Origin of the sequence: Curtobacterium sp. C1, assembly GCF_021049325.1 — a bacterium.
Lineage (GTDB): Bacteria > Actinomycetota > Actinomycetes > Actinomycetales > Microbacteriaceae > Curtobacterium > Curtobacterium citreum.
This window is the reverse complement of the sequence record NZ_CP088076.1, coordinates 636,386-657,062: the sequence shown is the minus strand read 5'-3', so window position 1 is coordinate 657,062 and position 20,677 is coordinate 636,386. Positions and strand designations below refer to the sequence as shown.

Here is a 20,677-nt window from a genome sequence, read left to right as displayed (position 1 = left end):
CGTAGGGTCGGGGTACCAGCCGACGGCGTCGTGACCGTCGGACCCGGCGGTGCACGAGCCTCGGCACGACGACGAGGAGCACCCGTGCAGAACCGACAGAACCCCCTCGGCGGCGCGTACGTCTCCGGTCTCGAGACCCGCGACGAGCTCGGCGCCTACGCGGTCGAGGCCGCCTGGCGTCCGATCGGCAGCTACACCGGGACCGGAGCCGGGCGCACGCTCGGCCGCTTCGTGGACGTGCAGTCCCGACGCCCGGGCACCGCGACGAGCTCGAACCGGACCGTCACCGGCTCCCTGCGCACGACCACGGGGTCCTTCCGCACCGCCTGACCGGCGACACGAGCAGGGGGCCGGTGCCAGGATGGGGACATGAACGACCGCGCCGGCACCCCCGCGACCGCAGACGACCTCGTCGACCTCGACGCCCTCCTGGCGGCCTACCACGAGCGCGTCCCGGACGTGTCGATCCCCGAGCAGAAGGTGGTCTTCGGCACCTCCGGTCACCGCGGCTCCTCGCTCGACACCGCGTTCAACGACACCCACATCGCCGCGATCACGCAGGCGATCGTCGAGTACCGCACGCAGCAGGGCACCGACGGGCCGCTCTTCATCGGCCGGGACACGCACGCCCTGTCCGCCCCCGCCGAGCAGACCGCGCTGCAGGTGCTCGCCGCGAACGGCGTCCGGGTCCTCGCCGACGCCCAGGACGGCTTCGTCCCGACGCCCGCGCTCAGCCACGCGATCATCGCGTACAACCGGGCGGGCAACACCGACACCGCGGACGGCATCGTCATCACGCCGAGCCACAACCCGCCCCGCGACGGCGGCTTCAAGTACAACCCGCCGCACGGTGGCCCGGCAGACAGCGACGCGACGTCGTGGATCGCCGACCGGGCGAACGCGATCATCGCCGGCGGCAACGCCGAGGTGCGCCGGCAGGACGCGACCACGGCGGAGGGCTACGACTACCTCGGCTCGTACGTCGCCGACCTCGAGCACATCATCGACATCGACGCGATCAAGCGCGCCGGGGTGCGGATCGGCGCGGACCCGCTCGGCGGCGCCTCGCTGCCGTACTGGGAGCGCATCCGCGACCACTACGGGCTCGACCTGACCGTCGTGAACCCCGAGGTCGACCCCCGGTGGGCGTTCATGACGCTCGACTGGGACGGCAAGATCCGGATGGACCCGTCGAGCGCGAGCGCCATGGCGTCCGTGGTGGCCCGCAAGGACGAGTTCGACGTCCTGACCGGGAACGACGCCGACTCCGACCGCCACGGCATCGTCACGCCCGACGGCGGCCTGATGAACCCGAACCACTACCTCGCCGTCGCGATCGAGTACCTGTACGCGCACCGGCCCGAGTGGCGTGACGACGCGGCGATCGGCAAGACCCTGGTGTCGTCGAGCATCATCGACCGGGTCGCCGAGTCGCTGGGTCGGCGCCTGTGGGAGGTCCCGGTCGGCTTCAAGTGGTTCGTCCCGGGTCTGATCGACGGCTCGGTGGCGTTCGGTGGCGAAGAATCTGCCGGGGCGTCGTTCCTGCGCAAGGACGGCACCGCGTGGACGACCGACAAGGACGGCATCATCCTGGCGCTGCTCGCCTCGGAGATCATCGCCGTGACGGGCAAGACGCCCTCGCAGCTCTACACGGAGCTGACCGAGCGGTTCGGCGCGCCCGTGTACCAGCGCGTCGACGCCGCAGCCAGCAAGGAGCAGAAGGCCCGCCTGTCGAAGCTCGACGGGGACGCCATCACGGCCGACACCCTGGCGGGCGACCCGATCACCGCGAAGCTGTCGAAGGCCCCGGGCAACGACGCGGCGGTCGGCGGCGTGAAGGTGGTCACCGACCGGGCGTGGTTCGCCGCCCGCCCGTCCGGCACCGAGGACGTCTACAAGATCTACGCCGAGAGCTTCGTCGGGCAGGAGCACCTGGAGCAGGTGCAGCGCGAGGCCAAGGAGATCGTGGACGCGGCGCTCGGGGCGTAGTCCCAGCCCGCTGGTCCCCCGGGAGGCGTCGTCGGATCCGTCCGACGGCGCCTCCTCCACATCCCGCAACCACCCTGCCGATGTCCACAGGAACGCCGTCGGTGGGAACAACTGGGTTGCGTCGGTTGTATTTTTGCAGCGAGCGCAACCTTCGATCACCGGGACGGTCGCGCACGCACCAGCACGGGAGACCCGAAGCACATGACCCAGACAGCGACCGCACCTGCGGCTCCCACGACGTCCTCGAACGCCGTGATGAACCACCGGCAGATCCTGCTCGTCATCTACGGACTGATGGCCGGCATGTTCCTCGGTGCCCTCGACCAGACCATCGTCGGCACGGCCATCCGCACGATCGGCGACGACCTGCACGGGCTCGACCAGCAGGCGTGGGTCACGACGGGGTACCTCATCGCCTCGACCGTGACGACCCCGATCTACGGCAAGCTCTCCGACATCTTCGGCCGCCGACCGCTGTTCCTCACCGCGATCGGCATCTTCATCGTCGGCTCGCTCGCCGCGTCGTTCTCGACCTCGATGCTCATGCTCGCCGGGTTCCGCGCACTGCAGGGCCTGGGTGCCGGTGGCCTGATGTCGCTGCCCCTCGCGATCATGGGCGACATGCTCGCCCCGCGCGAGCGTGCGAAGTACCAGGGCTACTTCCTGGCGGTGTTCGGGATCTCGTCCGTCATCGGCCCGCTCGTGGGCGGTCTGTTCGCCGGGGCCTCGCAGATCCTGTTCATCAACGGCTGGCGCTGGGTCTTCCTGATCAACGTGCCCGTGGGGATCGTCGCGCTCGTCATGGTGCTGACGTTCCTGCACCTGCCGAAGTTCGGCGACCGCGGCAAGCCTCGCATCGACTGGTGGGGCGCGATGCTCGTCATCGTCACCCTCGTCCCGCTGCTGCTCATCGCCGAGCAGGGCCGCGAGTGGGGGTGGGACTCCCCCGGCGCCATCGCCTGCTACGCCATCGGCGCGCTCGGACTCATCGCTTTCGTGATCGTCGAGCGCTCGATGGGCGACGACGCGATCCTGCCCCTCAAGCTCTTCGGCTCGCGGGTGTTCTCGATGGCGGCGGTGCTGAGCGTGCTCGTCGGCTTCGGCATGTTCGGCGCGATGCTGACCATCCCGCTGTACCTGCAGATCGTGAAGGGCGTGACCCCGACGGAGTCCGGCTTCGCCATGCTCCCGATGGTCCTCGGCCTGATGATCGCGTCGATCGCCTCCGGCCAGATCATCTCGCGCACCGGCAAGTACCAGGTGTTCCCGGTCACCGGCACGGCGTTCACCGCGATCGGCTTCACGGTCCTGACCTTCCTGACCGCAGACCGTCCGCTCTGGTTCCTCATGCTCGGCATGTTCGGCATCGGGCTGGGCCTCGGGCAGCTCATGCAGACGCTGACCCTGGCGGCGCAGAACTCGGTGAGCCCCCGGGACATCGGTGTCGCGACGAGCGCGGCGACGTTCTTCCGGCAGATCGGCGGCACCATGGGCACCGCGGTGCTCCTGTCCGTCCTGTTCACGCTGATGCCGACGAACATCACCGGCGCGATGCAGAACGAGTCGACGCTCAAGCCGGCCCTGACCGCCGCCCTCACGCCGTCCGTGGCGAACGCCTCCGAGAACAAGGGCGTGATGGACCAGATCTGGTCGAAGATCGTCCGCCCGGTCCAGCAGAACGTCCAGAGCGGGCTCGACAAGGGGGCCGCCACGGCCAAGCAGGCAGCGGACCAGGCGGTCACGCAGAAGGTCACCGCGGCCGTCCAGCAGCAGGTCGCCGCCGGCACCGTGCCCGCATCGGCCGCCGACAGCGTCATCGCCCAGCAGGTCGCGGCCGCGAAGCCGCAGGCCGAGCAGCAGGCGCTCGAGACGGTCGCGTCCAAGGCGAACGCCGAGGTCGTCGACGGCACGGTCCAGGTCGACTACAGCAACGCCGACCAGCGCAGCGCCGTGGTGGACGAGGTCGCCCCGAAGCTCGTCGACCAGCTGAAGAAGGGCGACACGGCGGCGAGCTCGGGAGCCGGATCGGCCACGAGCGACACCTCGTTCCTGAACGGCGCCGACCCGCGGCTCACCCGTCCGTTCCTCGTCGGGTTCAGCAGCTCGGCCGTCGTCGTCTACTGGGTCGGCCTCGCGGTCATCCTGCTCGCGTTCGTCCTGACCTGGTTCTTCCGCGTCCCGCCGCTCCGCAAGGTGTCCGCCCTGCAGGAGCAGGCGAACGCCGCCAAGGGCGCCGCCGGCGGGAACGGCACCGACCAGCTGTCCGCCGACGCCCAGCGCGCGGCCGCGAACACGGGCTCGCTCGTGTCCCCGGACACCGGTTCGATGCGGACCGTGCCCGTGTCGCCGGACGTCGCGGCGGCCCCGCAGCCCCGGAGCGCCACCTCGGCCGTCGGAGCGGGCGCGACCGGCGGGACGGCCACCGCGGTCGCGGACCGGGCGACCGACACGCGTGCACCGCTGCCGGACGCGACGACGCACGGTGCGCACGCCGCGGCGGCCCCGGTCGACGAGCCGGCCGCCACCACGGGGACCATCCGCACCCACCCGGCCCACGCGGCGGCCGGGACCGACGAGGCGGACGCGAGCCGCGCCTCCCGTCCGACCGCCCCGGCGGAACCGCAGACGGGACCGCACCCGACCCACGGACGCCACTCGGCGTAGCGGTCCACGGGACGGCACGAGGGGCGGGTGCGACGCGACGGCGTCGGACCCGCCCCTCGGTCGTCAGCCCTCGGTGCCCTGCTGCTCCACCGACGCACCGGGCAGTCGCCGGCGCATGACGTCGACCGCGACCGGGTTGTGGTCGACCAGGACGAAGCGCCGACCGAGCGCGTTGGCGACGGCGCCGAGCGTGCCGCTGCCGGCGAAGGAGTCGAGGACCCAGTCACCCTCTCGTGAGGACGCCTGCACCATCCGGCGGAGCACCCCCTCGGGCTTCTGCGTCGGGTAGCCGGTCTTCTCGCTCCCGGTCGGCGACACGATCGTGTGCCACCAGACGTCCGTCGGGAGCTTCCCGCGCTCGCGCTTCTCGGGGGTGACGAGTCCCGGCGCCATGTACGGCTCGCGGTCGACGGCCTCGGAGTCGAACCAGTACCGCTCGGGGTCCTTCACGTAGACCAGGATCGTGTCGTGCTTGGTCGGCCAGCGCGACCGGGACTTCGCGCCGAAGTCGTACGCCCAGATGATCTCGTTGAGGAACGCCTCGCGGCCGAACAGCGCGTCGAGCAGGACCTTGGCGTAGTGGGCCTCGCGGTAGTCGAGGTGCAGGTAGAGGGTGCCGTCGTCCGCGAGCAGGCGCCAGGCCTCGAGCAGCCGCGGCTCGAGGAACGACCAGTAGTCCTCGAACCGGTCGTCGAAGCGCATCAGGTCGCCGCGGACCCGCTCGTACGTGCGACCCCGGAAGCCCGTGATCGTGGACGGTGATCCGGTGTCCCGCTGCACGGCGGTCACGGCGTGCCGACGCTGCTTCCGGCCGGTGTTGAACGGCGGGTCGAGGTAGACGACCGTGAACGCCCCGTCGGGCAGGGTCGGCGTGACGTCGAGGTTCTCGCCGAGCACGACCAGGTCGGGGCTGCGGTCGTCGATGGTGCGCACCGGACCATCCTCCCCGACCCGAGGCGGGCGCCGATGCCGTGGGTCGGCGCTCGGCGGCGGCGCCGAGCGTCGGTGCCCGCGCCGGTCAGGAGTTCGCGGCGTACCCCGGCTGGTCAGAGGCCGTCCGGCACGTCACCGCGCCGGCGTGCACGTCGGACGCGTGCTCCGTCCCGCCGACGAACACGTCGGTGACCTTCCCGGCGTGCAGCGGGGTGACGACGGCGACGTCGTGCGGCTTCGTCAGGGACCCGACCGCGGCGTCGACGGTGAACTGCACGGCTGCGGCGGCGCAGTCCGCGGAGGGCGTGACGGCGAACGCCACGCAGTCCTCCTCGTCGCACCCGGCGGGCACGTCGGCGTCGGCCACCGTCGTGTCCTCGTGCTGGGTCGCCGTCACGCGGTCGCCGTCGGTCTCGTCGCCGGTCGCACAGGTCACGTCGCCGATGTCCGAGGCCTCTTCGTCGTAGTTCTCGACCAGGACCAGCGGGACGCCCTTCGTCAGGGTGACCGTGCGCTCCTCGATGCGGCTCGGCTGGTCGTCGTCCGCCGAGGCGAAGAACCCGACCGTGACGATCGCCGTGCAGCTGTGGTCGCTCGTGATCTCCCACGGGTCGCAGGTGGTGGTGCCCGGGGTCATGTCGCAGGTGGCCTCCCACTCGTCGTCGGCGGCCAGCCAGTACGTCTTGATGCTGCCGTCCTCGGACGCCCAGCCGGGCTGCGGGGCATCGTCCCCGCCCGACGGGTCGTCCGCGGACGGGCCGCTGCCGTCCGTGCTGGACGCGGCGGACAGCTCCTGCCCGACGGAGTCGACGGCGGGGACCGCGGCGACGACGGCACCGCCGAGCAGCACGAGCGCCGCGACGCCCGCGGTGACACCGGCGAGCACGTGCTGCGCCCGCGGGATCGCCCGGGAGGGTGTGCCCTCGTGGAAGGGACGAGCAGACGGAACGGACCAGGCGTCCGCGTCCCAGGCAGCGAGCGCCTCGTCCGGCGCCACGTCGGGGTGTGCCTGCGCGACCCGCGGCGGCAGCTCCCCGGCGCGGCGGGCGGCTGACCATGCACGGACCTCGGCCACGGCCTCGCTGATGCGGTCGCCGTACCGGACGACACCGACCACCCACAGGGCGGCACCGGCAACCAGGGTCGGGAGTGCGAAGACCGCGGGCAGGCCGAGCGCCCAGAGGACGACGGCGACGACGAACGACGCGACGGTCACCGCGGCGCCCACGGACAGCAGCACCAGCGCGGACCGGGGCACGCGACGGCGCAGCGCCCGGGTCGGCACCCAGAACGTCCAGCGCGCCGGGGCCGGGGGCACGTCCGCGGCGGGGCTCCACCCGGCGGTGGGTTCGGCGCCCTGGAAGAGCTCGACCCACTCGGGCGAGGGCGTGGGCCACCCGGGCGGGGTCCGGAAGCGCAGGGGCGGTGTCTGGTCGTGCACGAGGTGACAGTAGTGCGTTCCGGGAGCGGTCACAGCCCCGCGTTCGGGGATCGGCGGGAGCACTGCGCGGGACCGCAGCCGGAACGTCGTCAGGGCGGGGGCGTAGCGTCGCCCGCATGGCATCACCCGAGGTCCGGAACGACACCGACGCGCAGCAGTACTCCCTGGTCGAGGACGGCGAGGTGATCGGGTTCGCCGCGTACGAGGTGGACGGCGAGGAGATCCGCTTCACCCACACCGAGGTCGACCCGGCACACCGCGGCGGCGGTCACGCGTCGATCCTCGTCCAGCACGCGTTGGACGACGTGCGCGAGGGCACGCGGCGGGTCGTCCCGCTGTGCAGCTACGTCAAGGCCTGGATCGAGCGGCACCCCGACTACCAGGAGCTGACGACCCGCTAGTCGGGATCAGTAGCTGCGGTCGAGCGTGCCGGGACGGGCCTCGTGCCGACCGGTGTGCCCGACCGTGGGCACCTTGATGAGCACGCTGCCGCTGAGCAGGTCGTGGTCGTCGTCGGCCGGCGTCGGGGCTTCCCGGGGCAGGCGTGACTGCCGTTCGTACTCGGCCTGGGACTCGTGCCGTGTCGGCGCGAAGACCTCGTCCATCATCGAGATGACGCCGCCGGATCCGCCCGAGCGAGTGGCCTTGTTCGACAGGTCGATCCACCCCAGGCGATCGGCGATCCACATCACGACGACCGCTGCGGCCACCGCCCCCATGAGGATCAACCAGTTCACGTGCCCGACGGTACGTCAGCCGGGCGGGTGACACCTCCACCGCGCGGATGATCCTCGCGATCCGACCGGATGTGGCCCGGATCGGAGGACGTTCACGAAGCGGGCGCGACGGTCGGCGGAACCACTGGTTCTCCCGAGCCGGCCGCGAAGGAACGCGTCGACGCTCGCGGCATGGAGTCGAAGCAACAGCTGTGGGTGGCGATCGGGCTCGGTGCCGCACTCGTCCTCGGGGGCGGTGCCGCCGTCGTGGTCCTGACCGCTCCCCCGGCCTCCGCGCACGCCGGGGCCCTCCTGACCGGGACCGTCCGGCAGGGATCGGTGTCGGCCGGGGTGAGCACCACGGGCAACGTCGCCCCGGTGTCGGAGACCGCCGTCGGGTTCGCCGTGGGCGGGACGATCGCGACGCTCGACGTGCAGGATGGGCAGACCGTCCAGGCAGGGCAGACGATCGCGACCATCGGCACGGCTGCCCTGTCCGGACAGTTGACCGACGCGCAGGCGGCGCTGTCGAGCGACGAGACCGCCCTGTCCGACGCGCAGACGGCGCTGACGGCGGCGGAGTCGACGCCGAGCACGACCGCCGAGTCGGTGACGACCAGGAGCGGGACCTCGGGTGCCGCGTCGGGGTCGGGCGCAGCGTCGGCGTCGAGCGCCTCGTCGGCGTCGGGCGTCGACCAGGCGCAGACGCAGGTCCTGGCGGACCAGGCGAAGGTCACCTCCGACCAGACGGCCGTCACGGACGCCCAGACCGCGGTCGGCGAGGCGACCTTGACGGCACCGGTCTCCGGCGAGGTCGTCGCGGTCTCCGGCGCGGTCGGGCAGACCGTGTCCGGCACCGGCTCGCAGACCGTGTCCCCGAGCGCCACGGGTTCGACGTCGACGAGCGGCGGATCGGGGTCGGGCGGCTCCGGGTCCGGTGGATCGGGTTCCGGCGGGACGAACGGCTCGTCGGGCACCGCGTCGTCGACCGGCTCCGGCGGGGTCGTGACGATCGCGGACACGTCGCACGACGTCGTCACCACGGACGTCCCCGAGTCCGAGGTCGGCGCGCTGAAGACCGGGCAGACGGCATCGGTGACGTACCCGGCGGCGAGCGGCGTCACGAGCACCGCCACCGTCACGGCGATCGCCCCGGTCGGGACCTCGTCCGGCGGTGTCGTGGTCTTCCCGGTCACCGTGACGCTCGCCGCCCTGCCGTCCGGCGTCCGGTACGGCGACACCGCCGACGTCACGGTCACCACGCAGTCGTCCCCGGCGAGCGCGCTGTCCGTCCCGGCGGCGGCGATCCACACGTCCGGGAGCGGGTCGTACGTCGACGTCGTCACCGCGGGCACGACGAAGCGGGTCCCCGTGACGACGGGCGTCGTCGGCACCACCGGGACGCAGGTGAGCGGGTCCGGGCTGCGCGCCGGCGAGACGATCTCGCTCGGCACCGCAGCGGCGACCACCGGGACCGGCACGGGAGCCAGCGGGACCGGGTTCGGCGGCGGGTCGGGCTTCGGCAGCGCCGGTCTCGGCGGCGGCACGGGCTTCGGCGGCACCCGCGGCGGCGGCGGGGCCGGCGGGGGCAGCCGGACCGGCGCAGGGGGCACGGGCAACGGCGGCGGCACGGGCGGCACCTCGGGCGGCGGACGATGACCCCGACCGCGACGGCTCCCCGGGGACCGGCGATCGAGCTGCTCGACGTGCACCAGGTCTACGGCACCGGCGACGGCGCCGTGCACGCCCTGCGCGGCATCGACCTGGTCGTCGAGCGGGGCGAGTACGTCGCCGTGGTGGGTCCGTCCGGGTCCGGCAAGTCGACGCTGATGAACATCCTCGGCTGCCTCGACGTCCCGACGCACGGCGTGCACCGGCTCGGCGGCACCGACGTCCGGCTCCTCGCCGAGGACGACCTGGCCCGGGTCCGGAACCGTGACCTCGGCTTCGTCTTCCAGTCCTTCAACCTGGTCCAGCGGATGACGGCGCTCGCGAACGTGGCGCTGCCCCTGGCGTACGGCGGTGTCGGCCGGGTGGAACGCACCCGCCGTGCCCGGACCGCCCTCGAGCGTGTCGGACTCGCGGACCGGGCGGACCACGCGCCGGTCGAGCTCTCGGGCGGGCAGCAGCAGCGCGTCGCGATCGCCCGGGCGCTCGTCACCGAGCCCACGCTGATCCTCGCGGACGAACCGACCGGCAACCTCGACTCCCGCGCCACGGCGGACGTCCTCGACCTGCTCGACTCGCTGGCCGACGAGCACCGCACGATCGTGGTCATCACGCACGAGGACGAGGTGTCGGCGCGGGCCCACCGGGTGCTCACCATCGCCGACGGTCGGATCGTGGCGGACGAGCGGACCGGGAACGCGCGGCGGACCCAGGCCGGCGTGCGGATCGGAGGCGCACGGTGACGCCCGGCGACGTCCTGCTGAGCGCGCTCCGCGGGGTCACGGCGAACAAGCTCCGGTCCGTGCTGACGCTCCTCGGCGTGCTCATCGGCGTCGCGGCGGTCATCCTGCTCCTCGCGGTCGGCAACGGGTCGGCGCAGCAGGTGGCGGCCTCGATCGACTCCCTCGGCACGAACACCCTGACCGTCCGCCCGAACACGGCCCAGGCCACCGCGACCGGCACCGCGACCCGGCCCCTGACGGTCACCGTCACCCAGCAGCTCGGCGACGCCGGTCTCGGACACGTCGCCACGGTGGTCCCGGAGGTCAACGCCTCCGGCACCGCGGTGGCCGGGACCGTCTCGGAGCCCGACACCCAGGTGATCGGCACCACGCCGTCGTACTTCACGGCGAGCACGGCGAAGGTCGCCGCCGGCCGGGCCTTCCCGTCCGGCGACGCACGGGACGCGGTGGTCGGGACGACGATCGCCCAGGAGCTGTTCCCCGGTCGGTCGCCGATCGGGCAGAGCGTGTCCGTGGACGGCGTGCCGTTCACCGTCACGGGCGAGCTGGGCGAGCAGACGAGCGTCGGGTTCCAGGACCCGAACGCCGAGATCGTCGCTCCGCTCGCGGCGGTGCAGGCCGACCTGACCGGCTACGGCGCCGTGTCGGACGTCCTCGTCGCCGCGACGTCGCCGAGCACGGTGACGCAGGCCGAGGACGAGGTCACCATCGAGCTCGACCAGCTGCTCGGCGCGACGGCCGTCGACCAGCCGTTCACGGTGAACAGCGCCTCGACCGTGCTGCAGACCCGGCAGCAGAGTGCCCAGGCCTTCACGGTGCTGCTCGCCGCCGTCGCCGCGATCAGCCTGCTCGTGGGCGGCATCGGCGTCACGAACGTGATGCTCGTGACCGTCACCGAACGCACCCGCGAGATCGGCATCCGCAAGGCCGTCGGCGCGACCCGGCGGGCGATCCTGGCGCAGTTCCTCGCCGAGGCGGCGATCCTCACCCTCGCGGGCGGTGTCCTCGGCGTCGTCGTCGCGATCGTGGGGGCGCAGTTCCCGATCGACGGCACCACCCCGGTCCTCGTCTGGTCAAGCATCCCGCTGGCGCTCGGCGTCTCCGTCGCCATCGGCGTGTTCTTCGGGGTCTACCCGGCCGCCAGAGCCGCCCGCATGCGCCCGATCCAGGCGCTCCGCACCATCTGAGCCCGCACCAGCACCAGCACCAGCACCGACCCGCACCCCGATCGAGAACGGATCCACCCGTCATGTCCAGCACGACCCCCGCCCCCGCACCCGCCGGCCAGCCCGGACCCGCCGTCCCTCCGCCACCGTCGGCGGCCCCGCGATCCCCGCTCCGGTGGATCGTCCCCACCCTGGCGCTCCTCGTCGCCCTCGTCGCCGGACTCGTCGGCGGCATCGCGATCGGCAAGCAGACGGCCTCGGCCGCAGGCACCGGCACCGGCACCGGCACCGGCCAGTTCGGCCGAGCAGGCATCGGCCAAGGCCAGGGCCTGGGCCAAGCGGGCCAAGCGGGCCAAGCGGGCCAAGCGGGCCAAGGCCGAACCGGCCAGGGCGGGACCGCCGGCGCCGGCTTCGTCGCCGGGACCATCACGTCGGTCGACGGGTCGACCCTCACGATCACGACCCAGCAGGGCACGAAGGAGACCGTCACGGTCCCCTCGTCCGCGACGGTCACGACGACCCAGAGCAGCTCGGTCTCGGCCCTCAAGGCCGGCGAGCGCGTCACGGCCGTCGGGACCCCGGGCTCCTCGTCGGGATCACTGACCGCGTCCCGCGTCTCCGAGGGGCAGACCTTCGGCACCCGCGGCGGACGCCCCGAGAACACCGGCGGCACCGGCGGCACCGGCGGCACCGGCGGCACCGGCGGCACCGGCGGCACCGGCGGCACCGGGCAGTGAACCAGGCCGAACGCGGCCGACCCTGCCCGCCTGGCACCGGCCCGCCGACACGGGGCCGTCGGCCCCGGCCCCGCCCGCCGACCCACGCGCGCTCAGGGCACGCGCTCGAGCCACTCCCGCGTCGAGAACTTCGTCGCCACGAGCTCCTGCGCCCGGGCCCGCTCGGCCTCGGTCACGTGTCCCTCGTGCGCCCCGTACAGCTTCGTGAAGGTGCCGATCAACCGGTCGATGATCTCGGCGCGCGTCAGCCCGGTCTGCGAGCGAAGCGGGTCGACCCGCTTCGCCGCCGAGGTCGTGCCCTTGTCGCTCATCTTCTCGCGCCCGATCCGCAGGACCTCGACCATCTTCTGGCCGTCCATGTCGTAGCTCATCGTGGCGTGGTGGAGCAGCGCACCGGTGCCGAGGCGCTTCTGCGCCGCCCCGCCGATCTTGCCCTTCGTCGAGGTGATGTCGTTGAGCGGCTGGTAGTACGCCTCGATGCCGAGGGACTTCAGCGCTTCGATCACCCACTCGTCCAGGTAGGCGTACGAGTCCGCGAAGGTCATGCCCTGCACGAGGTCGGTCGGGACGTAGAGCGAGTACGAGATGATCGCGCCGGCGTCCATGAACATCGCCCCGCCGCCGGAGATCCGGCGGACGACCTGCACGCCGTACTTCTCGGCGCCGGCGGGGTCGACCTCGTTCTTGAGGGACTGGAACGACCCGATGACGACCGCGGGCTGGTCCCACTCCCAGATGCGCAGGGTCGGGCCGCGGCGTCCGGCGCCGACCTCCTCGGTCAGGACCTGGTCGAGCGCGAGGTGCTCGTTCGGGCTGATCGGTCCCTCGTGGACGATCTCCCAGTCGTACTCCTGCCACGTCGACGCCCGTGAGAGCGCGCGTCGGACGGCCACGCCCACGGACTCGGGCGTGAAGCCGAGCAGGACGGCGTCCTCGGGCAGCGCGCCGCGGACCGCGGCGGCGATGCCGGCCGCGTCGGTGGTCGCGGGCAGACCGGTGACGGCCTGGTCGATCAGCGGGAGGGCGTCGTCGGGTTCGAGGAAGAAGTCGCCCGCCAGGCGGAACTCCTGGATGCTCCCGTCGACGACCTCGAGGTCGACGACGACCAGCTTGCCTCCGGGGACCTTGTACTCACCGTGCACGGGTCGAGCCTACGCCCGCCACGAGTCGGACTGGAGGATCGTGGCGGGCCCCGCCACGATCCTCCCGTCCGTCATCGGTGTCGCGTCAGCGACCCACGTGCCGGTCGAGCCACGCGACCAGGTCGGCGACCACCTCGTCCCGGTTCGTCTCGTTGTAGACCTCGTGCCGCGCCCCCTCGTAGACGTGCACCTGCACGTCCGACAGCCCGCCGCGGTGGCGGTACGCCTGCGCGAGCCGCTCGACGGAGCGGGGGCCGCCGAGCGTGTCCTCGGACCCGACCTGCAGCAGCATCGGCAGGTCGTGCGGGATGCGGCGCCGCGGGACCCCGAGCAGCCGGAGGGTGTCCCGGAGGCCGAAGAGCTTCAGCACGTCCGCCTCGACCGCGAGCGGGTCCGCCGCGATCGCCTCGATGACCGCGCGGTCGCGACTGATCCACTCGTACCGCGTCGGGCCGGAGCCCGCGTGCCGGGCGTTCAGGTCGCCGCTGTTCATCCAGCCGGGCAGGCGGTACGCCGTGGCGGAGAGCACGACCCCGTCGTACGCGGCGGACGAGGTGTTCATGATCCGCTGCGCCATGAGGGAGCCCCACGAGTGCCCGAGCAGCACGAGCGGCAGACCAGGGTCCTGCTCGCGCGCGACCGCGGTCATCTGCTCGACCGCGGCGATCGCGGCCCGCAGCCCACCGGGTCCGAGCCGGCCGAGCTGTGCGTGGTCGCCGTCCCACTGCCCCAGGCCCGTGCGGCCGTGCCCGCGGTGGTCGTTCGCGTGCACGGTCCACCCGGCGCGGACGAGGTCCTGCGCGAGCGCCTCGTACCGGAGCGAGTGCTCGCCGACGCCGTGCGCGATCTGCACGATGCCCCGCGGCCGTCCCGCACGCCACGTGGAGTAGACGATCTCGACGCCGTGCGCGTCGGTGAACGAGGCGTCGCCCCGGGCTGCGGAGAAGGTCGGCACGGGTGCATCCTCGCAGACCGTGCAGCCCGCGCGCGTGTTCACCCGGCGTTCACGCAGCGGGTCCTCGGCGGGCCTACCGTCACCGCCATGGACGTCCTCGTCACCGTCGTGCTGGTGATCGTGGTGGCCCTCGTGTTCGACTTCACGAACGGCTTCCACGACACCGCGAACGCCATGGCCACCTCGGTCGCCACCGGAGCCCTGAAGCCCCGGACCGCCGTGCTCATCTCCGCCGTCCTGAACGTGGTCGGCGCCTTCCTGTCCACCGAGGTCGCGAAGACGGTCTCGCAGGGCATCATCCGCGAGGGCCAGGACGGCATCCAGATCAGCCCGACCATGATCTTCGCGGGACTCGTCGGCGCGGTGCTCTGGAACCTCGCCACCTGGTACTTCGGGCTGCCGTCGTCGTCGACACACGCCCTGTTCGGCGGGCTCATCGGCGCGTCGATCATCGGCGCCGGGCTGCACTCGGTCGACTGGGCCATCGTCGTGTCGAAGGTCGTGCTGCCGGCGCTCCTGTCGCCCGTGATCGCGGGGGCGATCGCCCTCGTCGCGACGTACCTGGCGTACATGCTCACGAGGAACGCGACCACGCACGGCGCCGCCACGGGCTTCCGGCACGGGCAGACGATCTCGGCGTCGCTGGTGTCGCTCGCGCACGGCACGAACGACGCGCAGAAGACGATGGGCGTCATCACGCTGACCCTGATCGCCGCGAACTACCAGCCGTCCGGCACCGGTCCGGCGCTCTGGGTGATCCTGGCGTGCGGGTTGGCGATCGGCCTCGGCACCTACACGGGCGGCTGGCGGATCATGCGCACGGTCGGCAAGAAGATCTCCGACGTGCAGTCCCTGCAGGGCTTCGCGGCCGAGACGAGCTCCGCGGCGACGATCCTGGTGTCGTCGCACCTCGGGTTCGCGCTCTCGACGACGCACGTCACGAGCGGCTCGGTCATCGGCTCCGGCCTCGGCAAGAAGCTCGCCGACGTGCACTGGTCGGTGGTCGGCCGGATCGTCGTGGCGTGGGTGATCACGCTCCCCGCCGCCGCGGTCGTCGGTGCCCTGGCGACCCTGGTGGCCTCGACGAGCACGATCGGCCTGGTGGTCGTCGCGGTGCTCGCCCTGGTCGGGGGCCTCGGCTTCTTCTTCCTCGCGCGGCGGAAGCCGATCACGAAGGACACCGTGAACGACGAGCAGCCGACGGAACCCGCTTCCGCCTCGGTGTCGGCCTAGGGAGCGACCGTGTCCATCGACTTCAGCAGCATCGGGATCGTCGCCGGCGTCGGGTTCGTCGCCGCGGTCGGCATCGTGCTCGTCTACACGCTCGGCTTGCGACTGCTCGGGACCGGGCAGCCCGTCGACACCGCCGGCGAGCGCACCGAGTACCGCGACGAGACCCCGCGGTCCGGGCACACACCACCGGCCGCCCTCGCCGGCGCCGTGGTGTGCTTCGCGGTGTGCGCCGCTGCCGTCCTCTACGGGATCTGGCTGACCATCCCGCAGTTCCACTGAGTCCGCTGAGTCCACTGGGGCGGGGCGGCTGGGAGGATCGTCCGGTGACCTCCCACCGCCTCGATGCCTCGCTCGACACCGCCGTCGACGTCCTGACCGCCGAGCGCGCCCCCGTGCTCCGCGTCGCGGACGGCGACACCGTGACCGTCCGGACGCTGAGCGCCGCCGGCTACACGGAGCGGGTCGCGTCGCCCGGCGCCGACGCACCGACCCTGCTCGACGGGCGCCGCGGGCACTGCCTGGTCGGCCCGATCGCGGTGACGGGTGCCCGCCCCGGACAGGTCCTGGCCGTGCGGTTCGACGCGCTCGTGCCGGACGACTGGGGCTACACCGGGTCCGGTGGGGTCGACACGGAACTGAACCGGGCGCTCGGGCTCGCGGACCCGGCGTCCCGCGGTCCCCTGCTCTGGGACGTCGACGCCGCCGCGGGCACCGCCCGGAACCAGCTGGGGCTCGGCGTCCGCACGGCGCCGTTCCTCGGCGTCGTGGGGCTCCCGCCGGAAGCGACCGGGGAGCACTCCACGATCCCGCCGCGGCCCCTCGGCGGCGGCAACGTCGACTGCCGCGAGCTCGTCGCCGGGTCGACGCTGTTCCTGCCGGTCACCGTGCCGGACGCGATGCTGTCCGTCGGCGACGGCCATGCCGCGCAGGGCGACGGCGAGGTGTCCGGCACCGCGGTCGAGTGCGGGATGACGACCACGATGACGCTGTCGCTCGTCGACGAGGTCCCGGTCGCCGGCATCCACGCGGACACCCCCGCTGGACGGATCACCTTCGGGTTCGACGCGGACCTGAACGCCGCGACGACGACGGCGCTCGACGGGATGGTCGACTGGATCGCCGGGCTGTACGACATCTCCCGCGCCCAGGCGCTCGCGATGGCGAGCGTCGCCGTGAGCCTGCGGGTGACGCAGGTCGCGAACCGCACCTGGGGCGTGCACGCCCTGCTTCCCCACGATGCCATCACCGGTCCCGCGCGCTGACGGCGCATCCGTCACGCGCCGACAGCGCGCGTCCGTCGCGCGCTGACGGCGCGTCCGACGCGCGCTGTCGGCGCGTCCGTCACCACACGGTCGGACGGGAGGCGCGGGTCAGGTCGGCGGACCCGCTCACCCGACCCGTGCCTCCAGTCCGGCGGTTCGAGCCCATCGCACCTGTCATGGGAGACCGATCCGCGCGTTGGGTGGCAGAAGTTCCGACGTCCGATGCGCGACTCGTCCTCCGATGGGCGGAACGGCACCCCACGCGCGGATCAACCTCGGGGCAACCAGTTCGTTCGCTGAACTAATGAGGTAGGCTAACGGCCGTGCCCGATTCCTCCCTCGCCACCGACCTCCGCATCGCCGTGAACCGGCTGTCGCGGACGCTCCGCGCGCAGAAGGCCGACGCGAGCATGCCGGACGCGCACTTCTCCGCACTCGCCCGGCTGCACCGCGAGGGCGCGATGACCCTCGCCGAGCTGAGCCGCCAGGACGGGGTGACACCCCCGTCGATGACGAAGTCCGTCGCTGCGCTCGTCGAACGGGGCCTCGTGTCGAAGTGCGGCCACGGCGACGACCGCCGCAAGGTGCTGCTCTCGGCCACCCCGGCTGGGTCCGCCTTCGTGGAGGAGACCCGGCGCCGCCGCGACGACTGGCTCACTCCGAGGCTCGGCGCCCTCACCCCCGACGAACGCCGCACCCTGGCCGCCGCCACCGACGTCATGAGGAGGCTGGCCCAGCAGTGACCGCCATGTTCCGTTCCCTGTCCGCCCGCAACTACCGCATCTGGTTCGCCGGCGCGCTCGTGTCCAACGTCGGCACGTGGATGCAGCGCACCGCGCAGGACTGGATCGTCCTCACCGAGCTCTCCGACAACGACGCCGTCGCGGTCGGCATCACGATGGCCCTGCAGTTCGGTCCGCAGCTGCTCCTCCTGCCGTTCACCGGACTGGTGGCCGACCGGTTCGACCGGCGGAAGATGCTCATGCTCACCCAGGGCCTGATGGGGGCACTCGGCCTGGGACTCGGCGTCATGGTCCTCACCCACACCGCCACGCTCTGGTCGCTGTACGGCTTCGCGCTCGCGCTCGGCATCGTCGCCGCGTTCGACACCCCGATCCGACAGGCCTTCGTGTCCGACGTGGTGCAGGGCGAGCACGTGGCGAACGCCGTCGCGCTGAACTCCGCCTCGTTCAACGCCGCACGACTGATCGGCCCCGCGGTCGCGGGCGTGCTCATCGCCGCGATCGGCTCGGGATGGGTGTTCGTCATCAACGCCGGCTCGTTCCTGGCGGTCCTCGTCGCGCTGCGCTTCGTCGACCCCGCACAGCTCGCCGACCGACCTCGTGCAGGGCGCGGCAAGGGCCAGATCGTGGCGGGCTTCCGGTACGTCCGGACCCGGCCGGACATCATCGTCGTGCTCTGCATGATCTTCGTCGTCGGTACGTTCGGCGTGAACTTCCCGATCTTCACCTCGACGATGGCGCGCGTCGAGTTCGGCAAGGGCGCCGGGGAGTTCGGCCTGCTCAACTCGGTGATGGCGATCGGTTCGGTCGCCGGTGCGCTCCTGTCCGCCCGGCGGGACCGCCCGAGGATGCGCACGCTCGTGATCGCCTCGGCCGGGTTCGGGCTCGCGTGCACCGCGGCCGCCCTCGCTCCGACCTACTGGTCGTTCGCCGTCGTGCTGGTGTTCGTCGGCCTCGCCTCGCTGACGTTCATGACGACCGCGAACGCCCTCGTCCAGACCACCACGAAGCCGGCGATGCGCGGCCGCGTGATGGCGCTCTACATGGCGATCTTCGCGGGCGGCACCCCCATCGGCGCACCGATCGTCGGCGCCGTGGCGGACGCATGGGGACCGCGGTGGGCGATCGTCGTCGGTGCCGCGTCCGGGTTCGTCGCGCTGGCGATCGCCCTCGTGTGGCTCGTCCGGTGGGAACGCTTCCGGGTCCGGTACGACGCCGACAACCGCCTGCACCTCGCGATCACGCACGCGATCCCGGTGGTCGGGACGCGCGCGTCGCGCGCCGCGATCCGGCGCGACCTGGAGCGCGACGAGGCGGTCGCGGACCGCTCGAGCGCCGTCTGACCCGTGGGTCCGGCAGGACCCGCGTGCGCTGGTCGCGCCGAGCGGGCAGGACGCGTCGTGCGTCGTCCGCCGAGCGGGCGGAACCGGTCACTCAAGAGCGCCGAGCGTGACAGAAGTGGCCCGCTCGCGGTGCGGTGACGGAGCAGCGGGAGAGGGCGGACGGGAGGCGCGTGGTGGGCCCGCACCGTGCCTCCAGGCCGCCGCCACCCGGCCCCACCCCAGGCGGTCGCGCAGCGAGCGGGCAGGAAACGCCGCCCGTCGTCCGCCGAGCGGGCGGAACCGGTCGCCTTCGGGCGCCGAGCGTGACAAAAGTGGCCCGCTCGCGGAGCGACGGGTGAGCGGCGGGCGCTCAGCGCGCCGCGACGGCGGCCGCGAACACGCGCTCGTCGAGGGCCGCCACCACGGCGTCGACCGCCGCGGCGAGACGCGCCGTCACCGTGCGCGGCCACGCGTCGGGCTGCTCGGGGTCGGGGTGCTCGAGCGCGGCGCGTGCCCGGCGGAAGGCCTCGACCTCGTCCGCGACGCAGGCCGGCGCGACGTCGGCCAGGCAGTCGTCCGCCCGCTGCGCGAGGAACGCGAGCGACCGCGGACTGTGCCCGTCCCGGAGCAGGAAGCCCGCGACGCTCGCCGGGTCCGTCGCACGGTGGTCGCGGCCTCGTCGGAAGGCCTCGACGGCACCGCAGGCCCGCAGCGCGGTCGCCCACGAGTGCGGCGCCGCGGTGTCGACGAGGTCCGAGGCGAGGAGCCGCGCGGTGGCCCCGCAGCGCAGGAGCGACCGGCCGAGCGTGAAGAACTCCCACACCTCGTCGCGGCTCGCGTCGCCCTCGACGACCCCGACGGCCAGGGCACTCCGCTCACGGACCCACGCCAGGAACTCGTGCGCGCGTTCGACCGACACCTTCCGTGGCATCCGGGACCGGGTGACGTCGAGGCAGTCCCAGAGCTCGGTGGGGACGACCTCGCGGGCACGGCGGGCGTCGTCCCGGGCCACCGCGACCGCGGACGCGACGGAGGCCGGCTCGTGACGGTCGAGCGCGAGCGACTCGATCGTCGCGGCCCGTCCGGACCGTCCCGGGCCCTGGGCGCCGAGCACCGCGCGCAGCGCCGACGCGACCGCCGGGTCCTCCCCCGCGGCGACGACGTCCGGGCGGACGACGTACACCTCGAGCATCCGGGCGACGACGTCGGCACGCTCGACCGCGGTCCCGACACGGAACACGCTCCCCGCGAGTCGGCTCAGCACGTCGGCTCCTGCATGGGGTGAACCTACTGAGGGGTCGTTGCGCTGGTGTTACGGGCGCGGGTCACCGGTGTTGCACCGGTCGCGGAGCGCGCAGAGCGGCCACCGGGTCGCTGGGAAGTGCATCGGTTCCCGCGCACTCGCTAGACAATCTAACTAGAGCGTCTAGCATTGTCCTCATGACGACCGAGGTGACGGACACCACCACGGGCTTCTGGTATGGCAAGGGTTCCAGGGTCGACGCGGTGGACGTACTCAATGCGCTCCGCAGGTACCGGAGCGCCGAGAGCGCTGCCCAGCGACGGGCACGCGAGGCGCTCGGCATCGGCGAGAACGCCCTGCTCGCGCTGCGCATCCTGCTCGACGCCGAGACCACCGGCCGCGCGGTGAACTCGAAGGAGCTGGCCGACCGACTCGAGATCACGCCGGCGTCGACGTCGGCGCTCGTCGACCGACTCGTCCGCAGCGGACACGTCGAGCGGCACGCCGACCCGCACGACCGCCGCGGGGTCATCCTCACCGCATCCGGCGGCTCGATGCGGCAGGTGCTGCAGGTCATCGACGAGCTCGACACCCGCACGCTCGAGGTCGCCGAGCACCTGCCCCAGTCGGAGATGGGCGTCGTGGTCGCGTTCCTCGAGGAGATGGCCCGTGTCGTCGACCAGGACGATGACGAGGACGAGCGGTCCGCGTAGCCTGACG

Annotated in this window: 20 protein-coding genes; 14 read left to right on the top strand and 6 right to left on the bottom strand. The window is 72.8% G+C overall.

All coding sequences use genetic code 11. The annotated features are described in order from the left end of the window. Window positions 1–84: 84 nt before the first annotated feature. The 3 genes from LQK89_RS03325 to LQK89_RS03315 all read left to right on the top strand — a co-directional run bounded on the left by LQK89_RS03325 (window position 85) and on the right by LQK89_RS03315 (window position 4,653). Window positions 85–330 carry a hypothetical protein gene (locus LQK89_RS03325; RefSeq protein ID WP_174777141.1) on the top strand — a complete coding sequence of 82 codons (246 nt, stop codon included), beginning with the start codon at window positions 85–87 and terminating at the stop codon, window positions 328–330. A 39-nt stretch (window positions 331–369) separates the two neighbouring features. Continuing rightward, window positions 370–1,989, top strand: coding sequence for a phosphoglucomutase (alpha-D-glucose-1,6-bisphosphate-dependent) (gene pgm / locus LQK89_RS03320; RefSeq protein ID WP_114850166.1), 1,620 nt, complete (start codon window positions 370–372; stop codon window positions 1,987–1,989). Between the two features lie 201 nt (window positions 1,990–2,190). Then, a complete protein-coding gene (locus LQK89_RS03315) occupies window positions 2,191–4,653 on the top strand; it encodes an MDR family MFS transporter (protein ID WP_231050193.1) in 2,463 nt (820 codons plus the stop codon). A gap of 63 nt (window positions 4,654–4,716) precedes the next feature. Here the strand turns inward: LQK89_RS03315 and LQK89_RS03310 are convergent, their stop codons facing one another. Together LQK89_RS03310 and LQK89_RS03305 are read right to left on the bottom strand one after the other, a co-directional pair. Beyond that, entirely contained in the window at window positions 4,717–5,586 is an 870-nt protein-coding gene (locus LQK89_RS03310) for a DNA-methyltransferase (protein ID WP_231050192.1), read from the bottom strand. Window positions 5,587–5,671: 85 nt separating this feature from the next. Then, window positions 5,672–7,027, bottom strand: a complete 1,356-nt coding sequence (locus LQK89_RS03305) for a hypothetical protein (protein ID WP_231050191.1) — start codon at window positions 7,025–7,027, stop codon at window positions 5,672–5,674. A 116-nt stretch (window positions 7,028–7,143) separates the two neighbouring features. Between LQK89_RS03305 and LQK89_RS03300 the strand changes: the two genes are divergently transcribed. Then, on the top strand, window positions 7,144–7,428 hold the full coding sequence (locus LQK89_RS03300; protein WP_231050190.1) for a GNAT family N-acetyltransferase: 285 nt from the start codon (window positions 7,144–7,146) through the stop codon (window positions 7,426–7,428). A gap of 6 nt (window positions 7,429–7,434) precedes the next feature. Here LQK89_RS03300 and LQK89_RS03295 read toward each other — a convergent pair whose 3' ends face one another. After that, window positions 7,435–7,764, bottom strand: a complete 330-nt coding sequence (locus LQK89_RS03295; RefSeq protein WP_174777146.1) for a hypothetical protein — start codon at window positions 7,762–7,764, stop codon at window positions 7,435–7,437. Between the two features lie 171 nt (window positions 7,765–7,935). On the opposite strand from LQK89_RS03295, the gene LQK89_RS03290 reads away from it, so the two are divergent. The 4 genes from LQK89_RS03290 (at window position 7,936) to LQK89_RS03275 (ending at window position 12,057) form a co-directional block, all read left to right on the top strand. Next, on the top strand, window positions 7,936–9,402 hold the full coding sequence (locus tag LQK89_RS03290) for an efflux RND transporter periplasmic adaptor subunit (RefSeq protein WP_231050189.1): 1,467 nt from the start codon (window positions 7,936–7,938) through the stop codon (window positions 9,400–9,402). Beyond that, window positions 9,399–10,154: an ABC transporter ATP-binding protein gene (locus LQK89_RS03285; RefSeq protein ID WP_231050188.1), complete on the top strand. Its 756-nt coding sequence runs from the start codon at window positions 9,399–9,401 to the stop codon at window positions 10,152–10,154. Before LQK89_RS03290 ends, LQK89_RS03285 begins: the two co-directional genes overlap by 4 nt. Then, window positions 10,151–11,341: an ABC transporter permease gene (locus tag LQK89_RS03280; RefSeq protein ID WP_144802814.1), complete on the top strand. Its 1,191-nt coding sequence runs from the start codon at window positions 10,151–10,153 to the stop codon at window positions 11,339–11,341. Before LQK89_RS03285 ends, LQK89_RS03280 begins: the two co-directional genes overlap by 4 nt. A gap of 62 nt (window positions 11,342–11,403) precedes the next feature. Continuing rightward, complete coding sequence (locus LQK89_RS03275; RefSeq protein WP_231050187.1) at window positions 11,404–12,057, top strand: hypothetical protein; 654 nt, start codon at window positions 11,404–11,406, stop codon at window positions 12,055–12,057. 92 nt (window positions 12,058–12,149) lie between these two features. Here the strand turns inward: LQK89_RS03275 and LQK89_RS03270 are convergent, their stop codons facing one another. Next, entirely contained in the window at window positions 12,150–13,199 is a 1,050-nt protein-coding gene (locus LQK89_RS03270; protein ID WP_175325346.1) for a lipoate--protein ligase family protein, read from the bottom strand. An 85-nt stretch (window positions 13,200–13,284) separates the two neighbouring features. Further along, window positions 13,285–14,154: an alpha/beta hydrolase gene (locus LQK89_RS03265; RefSeq protein WP_231050186.1), complete on the bottom strand. Its 870-nt coding sequence runs from the start codon at window positions 14,152–14,154 to the stop codon at window positions 13,285–13,287. Between the two features lie 87 nt (window positions 14,155–14,241). Here LQK89_RS03265 and LQK89_RS03260 point away from each other — a divergent pair, with 87 nt between their 5' ends. The 5 genes from LQK89_RS03260 (at window position 14,242) to LQK89_RS03240 (ending at window position 18,735) form a co-directional block, all read left to right on the top strand. Then, on the top strand, window positions 14,242–15,387 hold the full coding sequence (locus tag LQK89_RS03260; RefSeq protein ID WP_231050185.1) for an inorganic phosphate transporter: 1,146 nt from the start codon (window positions 14,242–14,244) through the stop codon (window positions 15,385–15,387). Between the two features lie 9 nt (window positions 15,388–15,396). Next, on the top strand, window positions 15,397–15,666 hold the full coding sequence (locus LQK89_RS03255; protein ID WP_231050184.1) for a hypothetical protein: 270 nt from the start codon (window positions 15,397–15,399) through the stop codon (window positions 15,664–15,666). A gap of 44 nt (window positions 15,667–15,710) precedes the next feature. Further along, complete coding sequence (locus tag LQK89_RS03250) at window positions 15,711–16,649, top strand: acetamidase/formamidase family protein (protein ID WP_231050183.1); 939 nt, start codon at window positions 15,711–15,713, stop codon at window positions 16,647–16,649. A 323-nt stretch (window positions 16,650–16,972) separates the two neighbouring features. Beyond that, a complete protein-coding gene (locus LQK89_RS03245; RefSeq protein ID WP_058740593.1) occupies window positions 16,973–17,392 on the top strand; it encodes a MarR family winged helix-turn-helix transcriptional regulator in 420 nt (139 codons plus the stop codon). Continuing rightward, window positions 17,389–18,735 carry an MFS transporter gene (locus tag LQK89_RS03240; RefSeq protein WP_186315224.1) on the top strand — a complete coding sequence of 449 codons (1,347 nt, stop codon included), beginning with the start codon at window positions 17,389–17,391 and terminating at the stop codon, window positions 18,733–18,735. Before LQK89_RS03245 ends, LQK89_RS03240 begins: the two co-directional genes overlap by 4 nt. 349 nt (window positions 18,736–19,084) lie before the next feature. Here the strand turns inward: LQK89_RS03240 and LQK89_RS03235 are convergent, their stop codons facing one another. After that, entirely contained in the window at window positions 19,085–19,978 is an 894-nt protein-coding gene (locus LQK89_RS03235) for an alpha-E domain-containing protein (RefSeq protein ID WP_231050182.1), read from the bottom strand. Between the two features lie 176 nt (window positions 19,979–20,154). Here LQK89_RS03235 and LQK89_RS03230 point away from each other — a divergent pair, with 176 nt between their 5' ends. Further along, the gene (locus LQK89_RS03230) at window positions 20,155–20,670 is read left to right on the top strand and encodes a MarR family winged helix-turn-helix transcriptional regulator (protein WP_174778878.1); all 516 of its coding nucleotides are present in this window, start codon (window positions 20,155–20,157) and stop codon (window positions 20,668–20,670) included. Window positions 20,671–20,677 lie beyond the last annotated feature (7 nt).

What these genes read in the sequence shown, in the direction of transcription:
- pgm (WP_114850166.1), top strand. Translation starts at nt 370, where the DNA reads ATGAACGACCGCGCCGGCACCCCCGCGACCGCAGACGACCTCGTCGAC.
- LQK89_RS03315 (WP_231050193.1), top strand. Translation starts at nt 2,191, where the DNA reads ATGACCCAGACAGCGACCGCACCTGCGGCTCCCACGACGTCCTCGAAC.
- LQK89_RS03300 (WP_231050190.1), top strand. Translation starts at nt 7,144, where the DNA reads ATGGCATCACCCGAGGTCCGGAACGACACCGACGCGCAGCAGTACTCC.
- LQK89_RS03290 (WP_231050189.1), top strand. Translation starts at nt 7,936, where the DNA reads ATGGAGTCGAAGCAACAGCTGTGGGTGGCGATCGGGCTCGGTGCCGCA.
- LQK89_RS03285 (WP_231050188.1), top strand. Translation starts at nt 9,399, where the DNA reads ATGACCCCGACCGCGACGGCTCCCCGGGGACCGGCGATCGAGCTGCTC.
- LQK89_RS03275 (WP_231050187.1), top strand. Translation starts at nt 11,404, where the DNA reads ATGTCCAGCACGACCCCCGCCCCCGCACCCGCCGGCCAGCCCGGACCC.
- LQK89_RS03260 (WP_231050185.1), top strand. Translation starts at nt 14,242, where the DNA reads ATGGACGTCCTCGTCACCGTCGTGCTGGTGATCGTGGTGGCCCTCGTG.
- LQK89_RS03230 (WP_174778878.1), top strand. Translation starts at nt 20,155, where the DNA reads ATGACGACCGAGGTGACGGACACCACCACGGGCTTCTGGTATGGCAAG.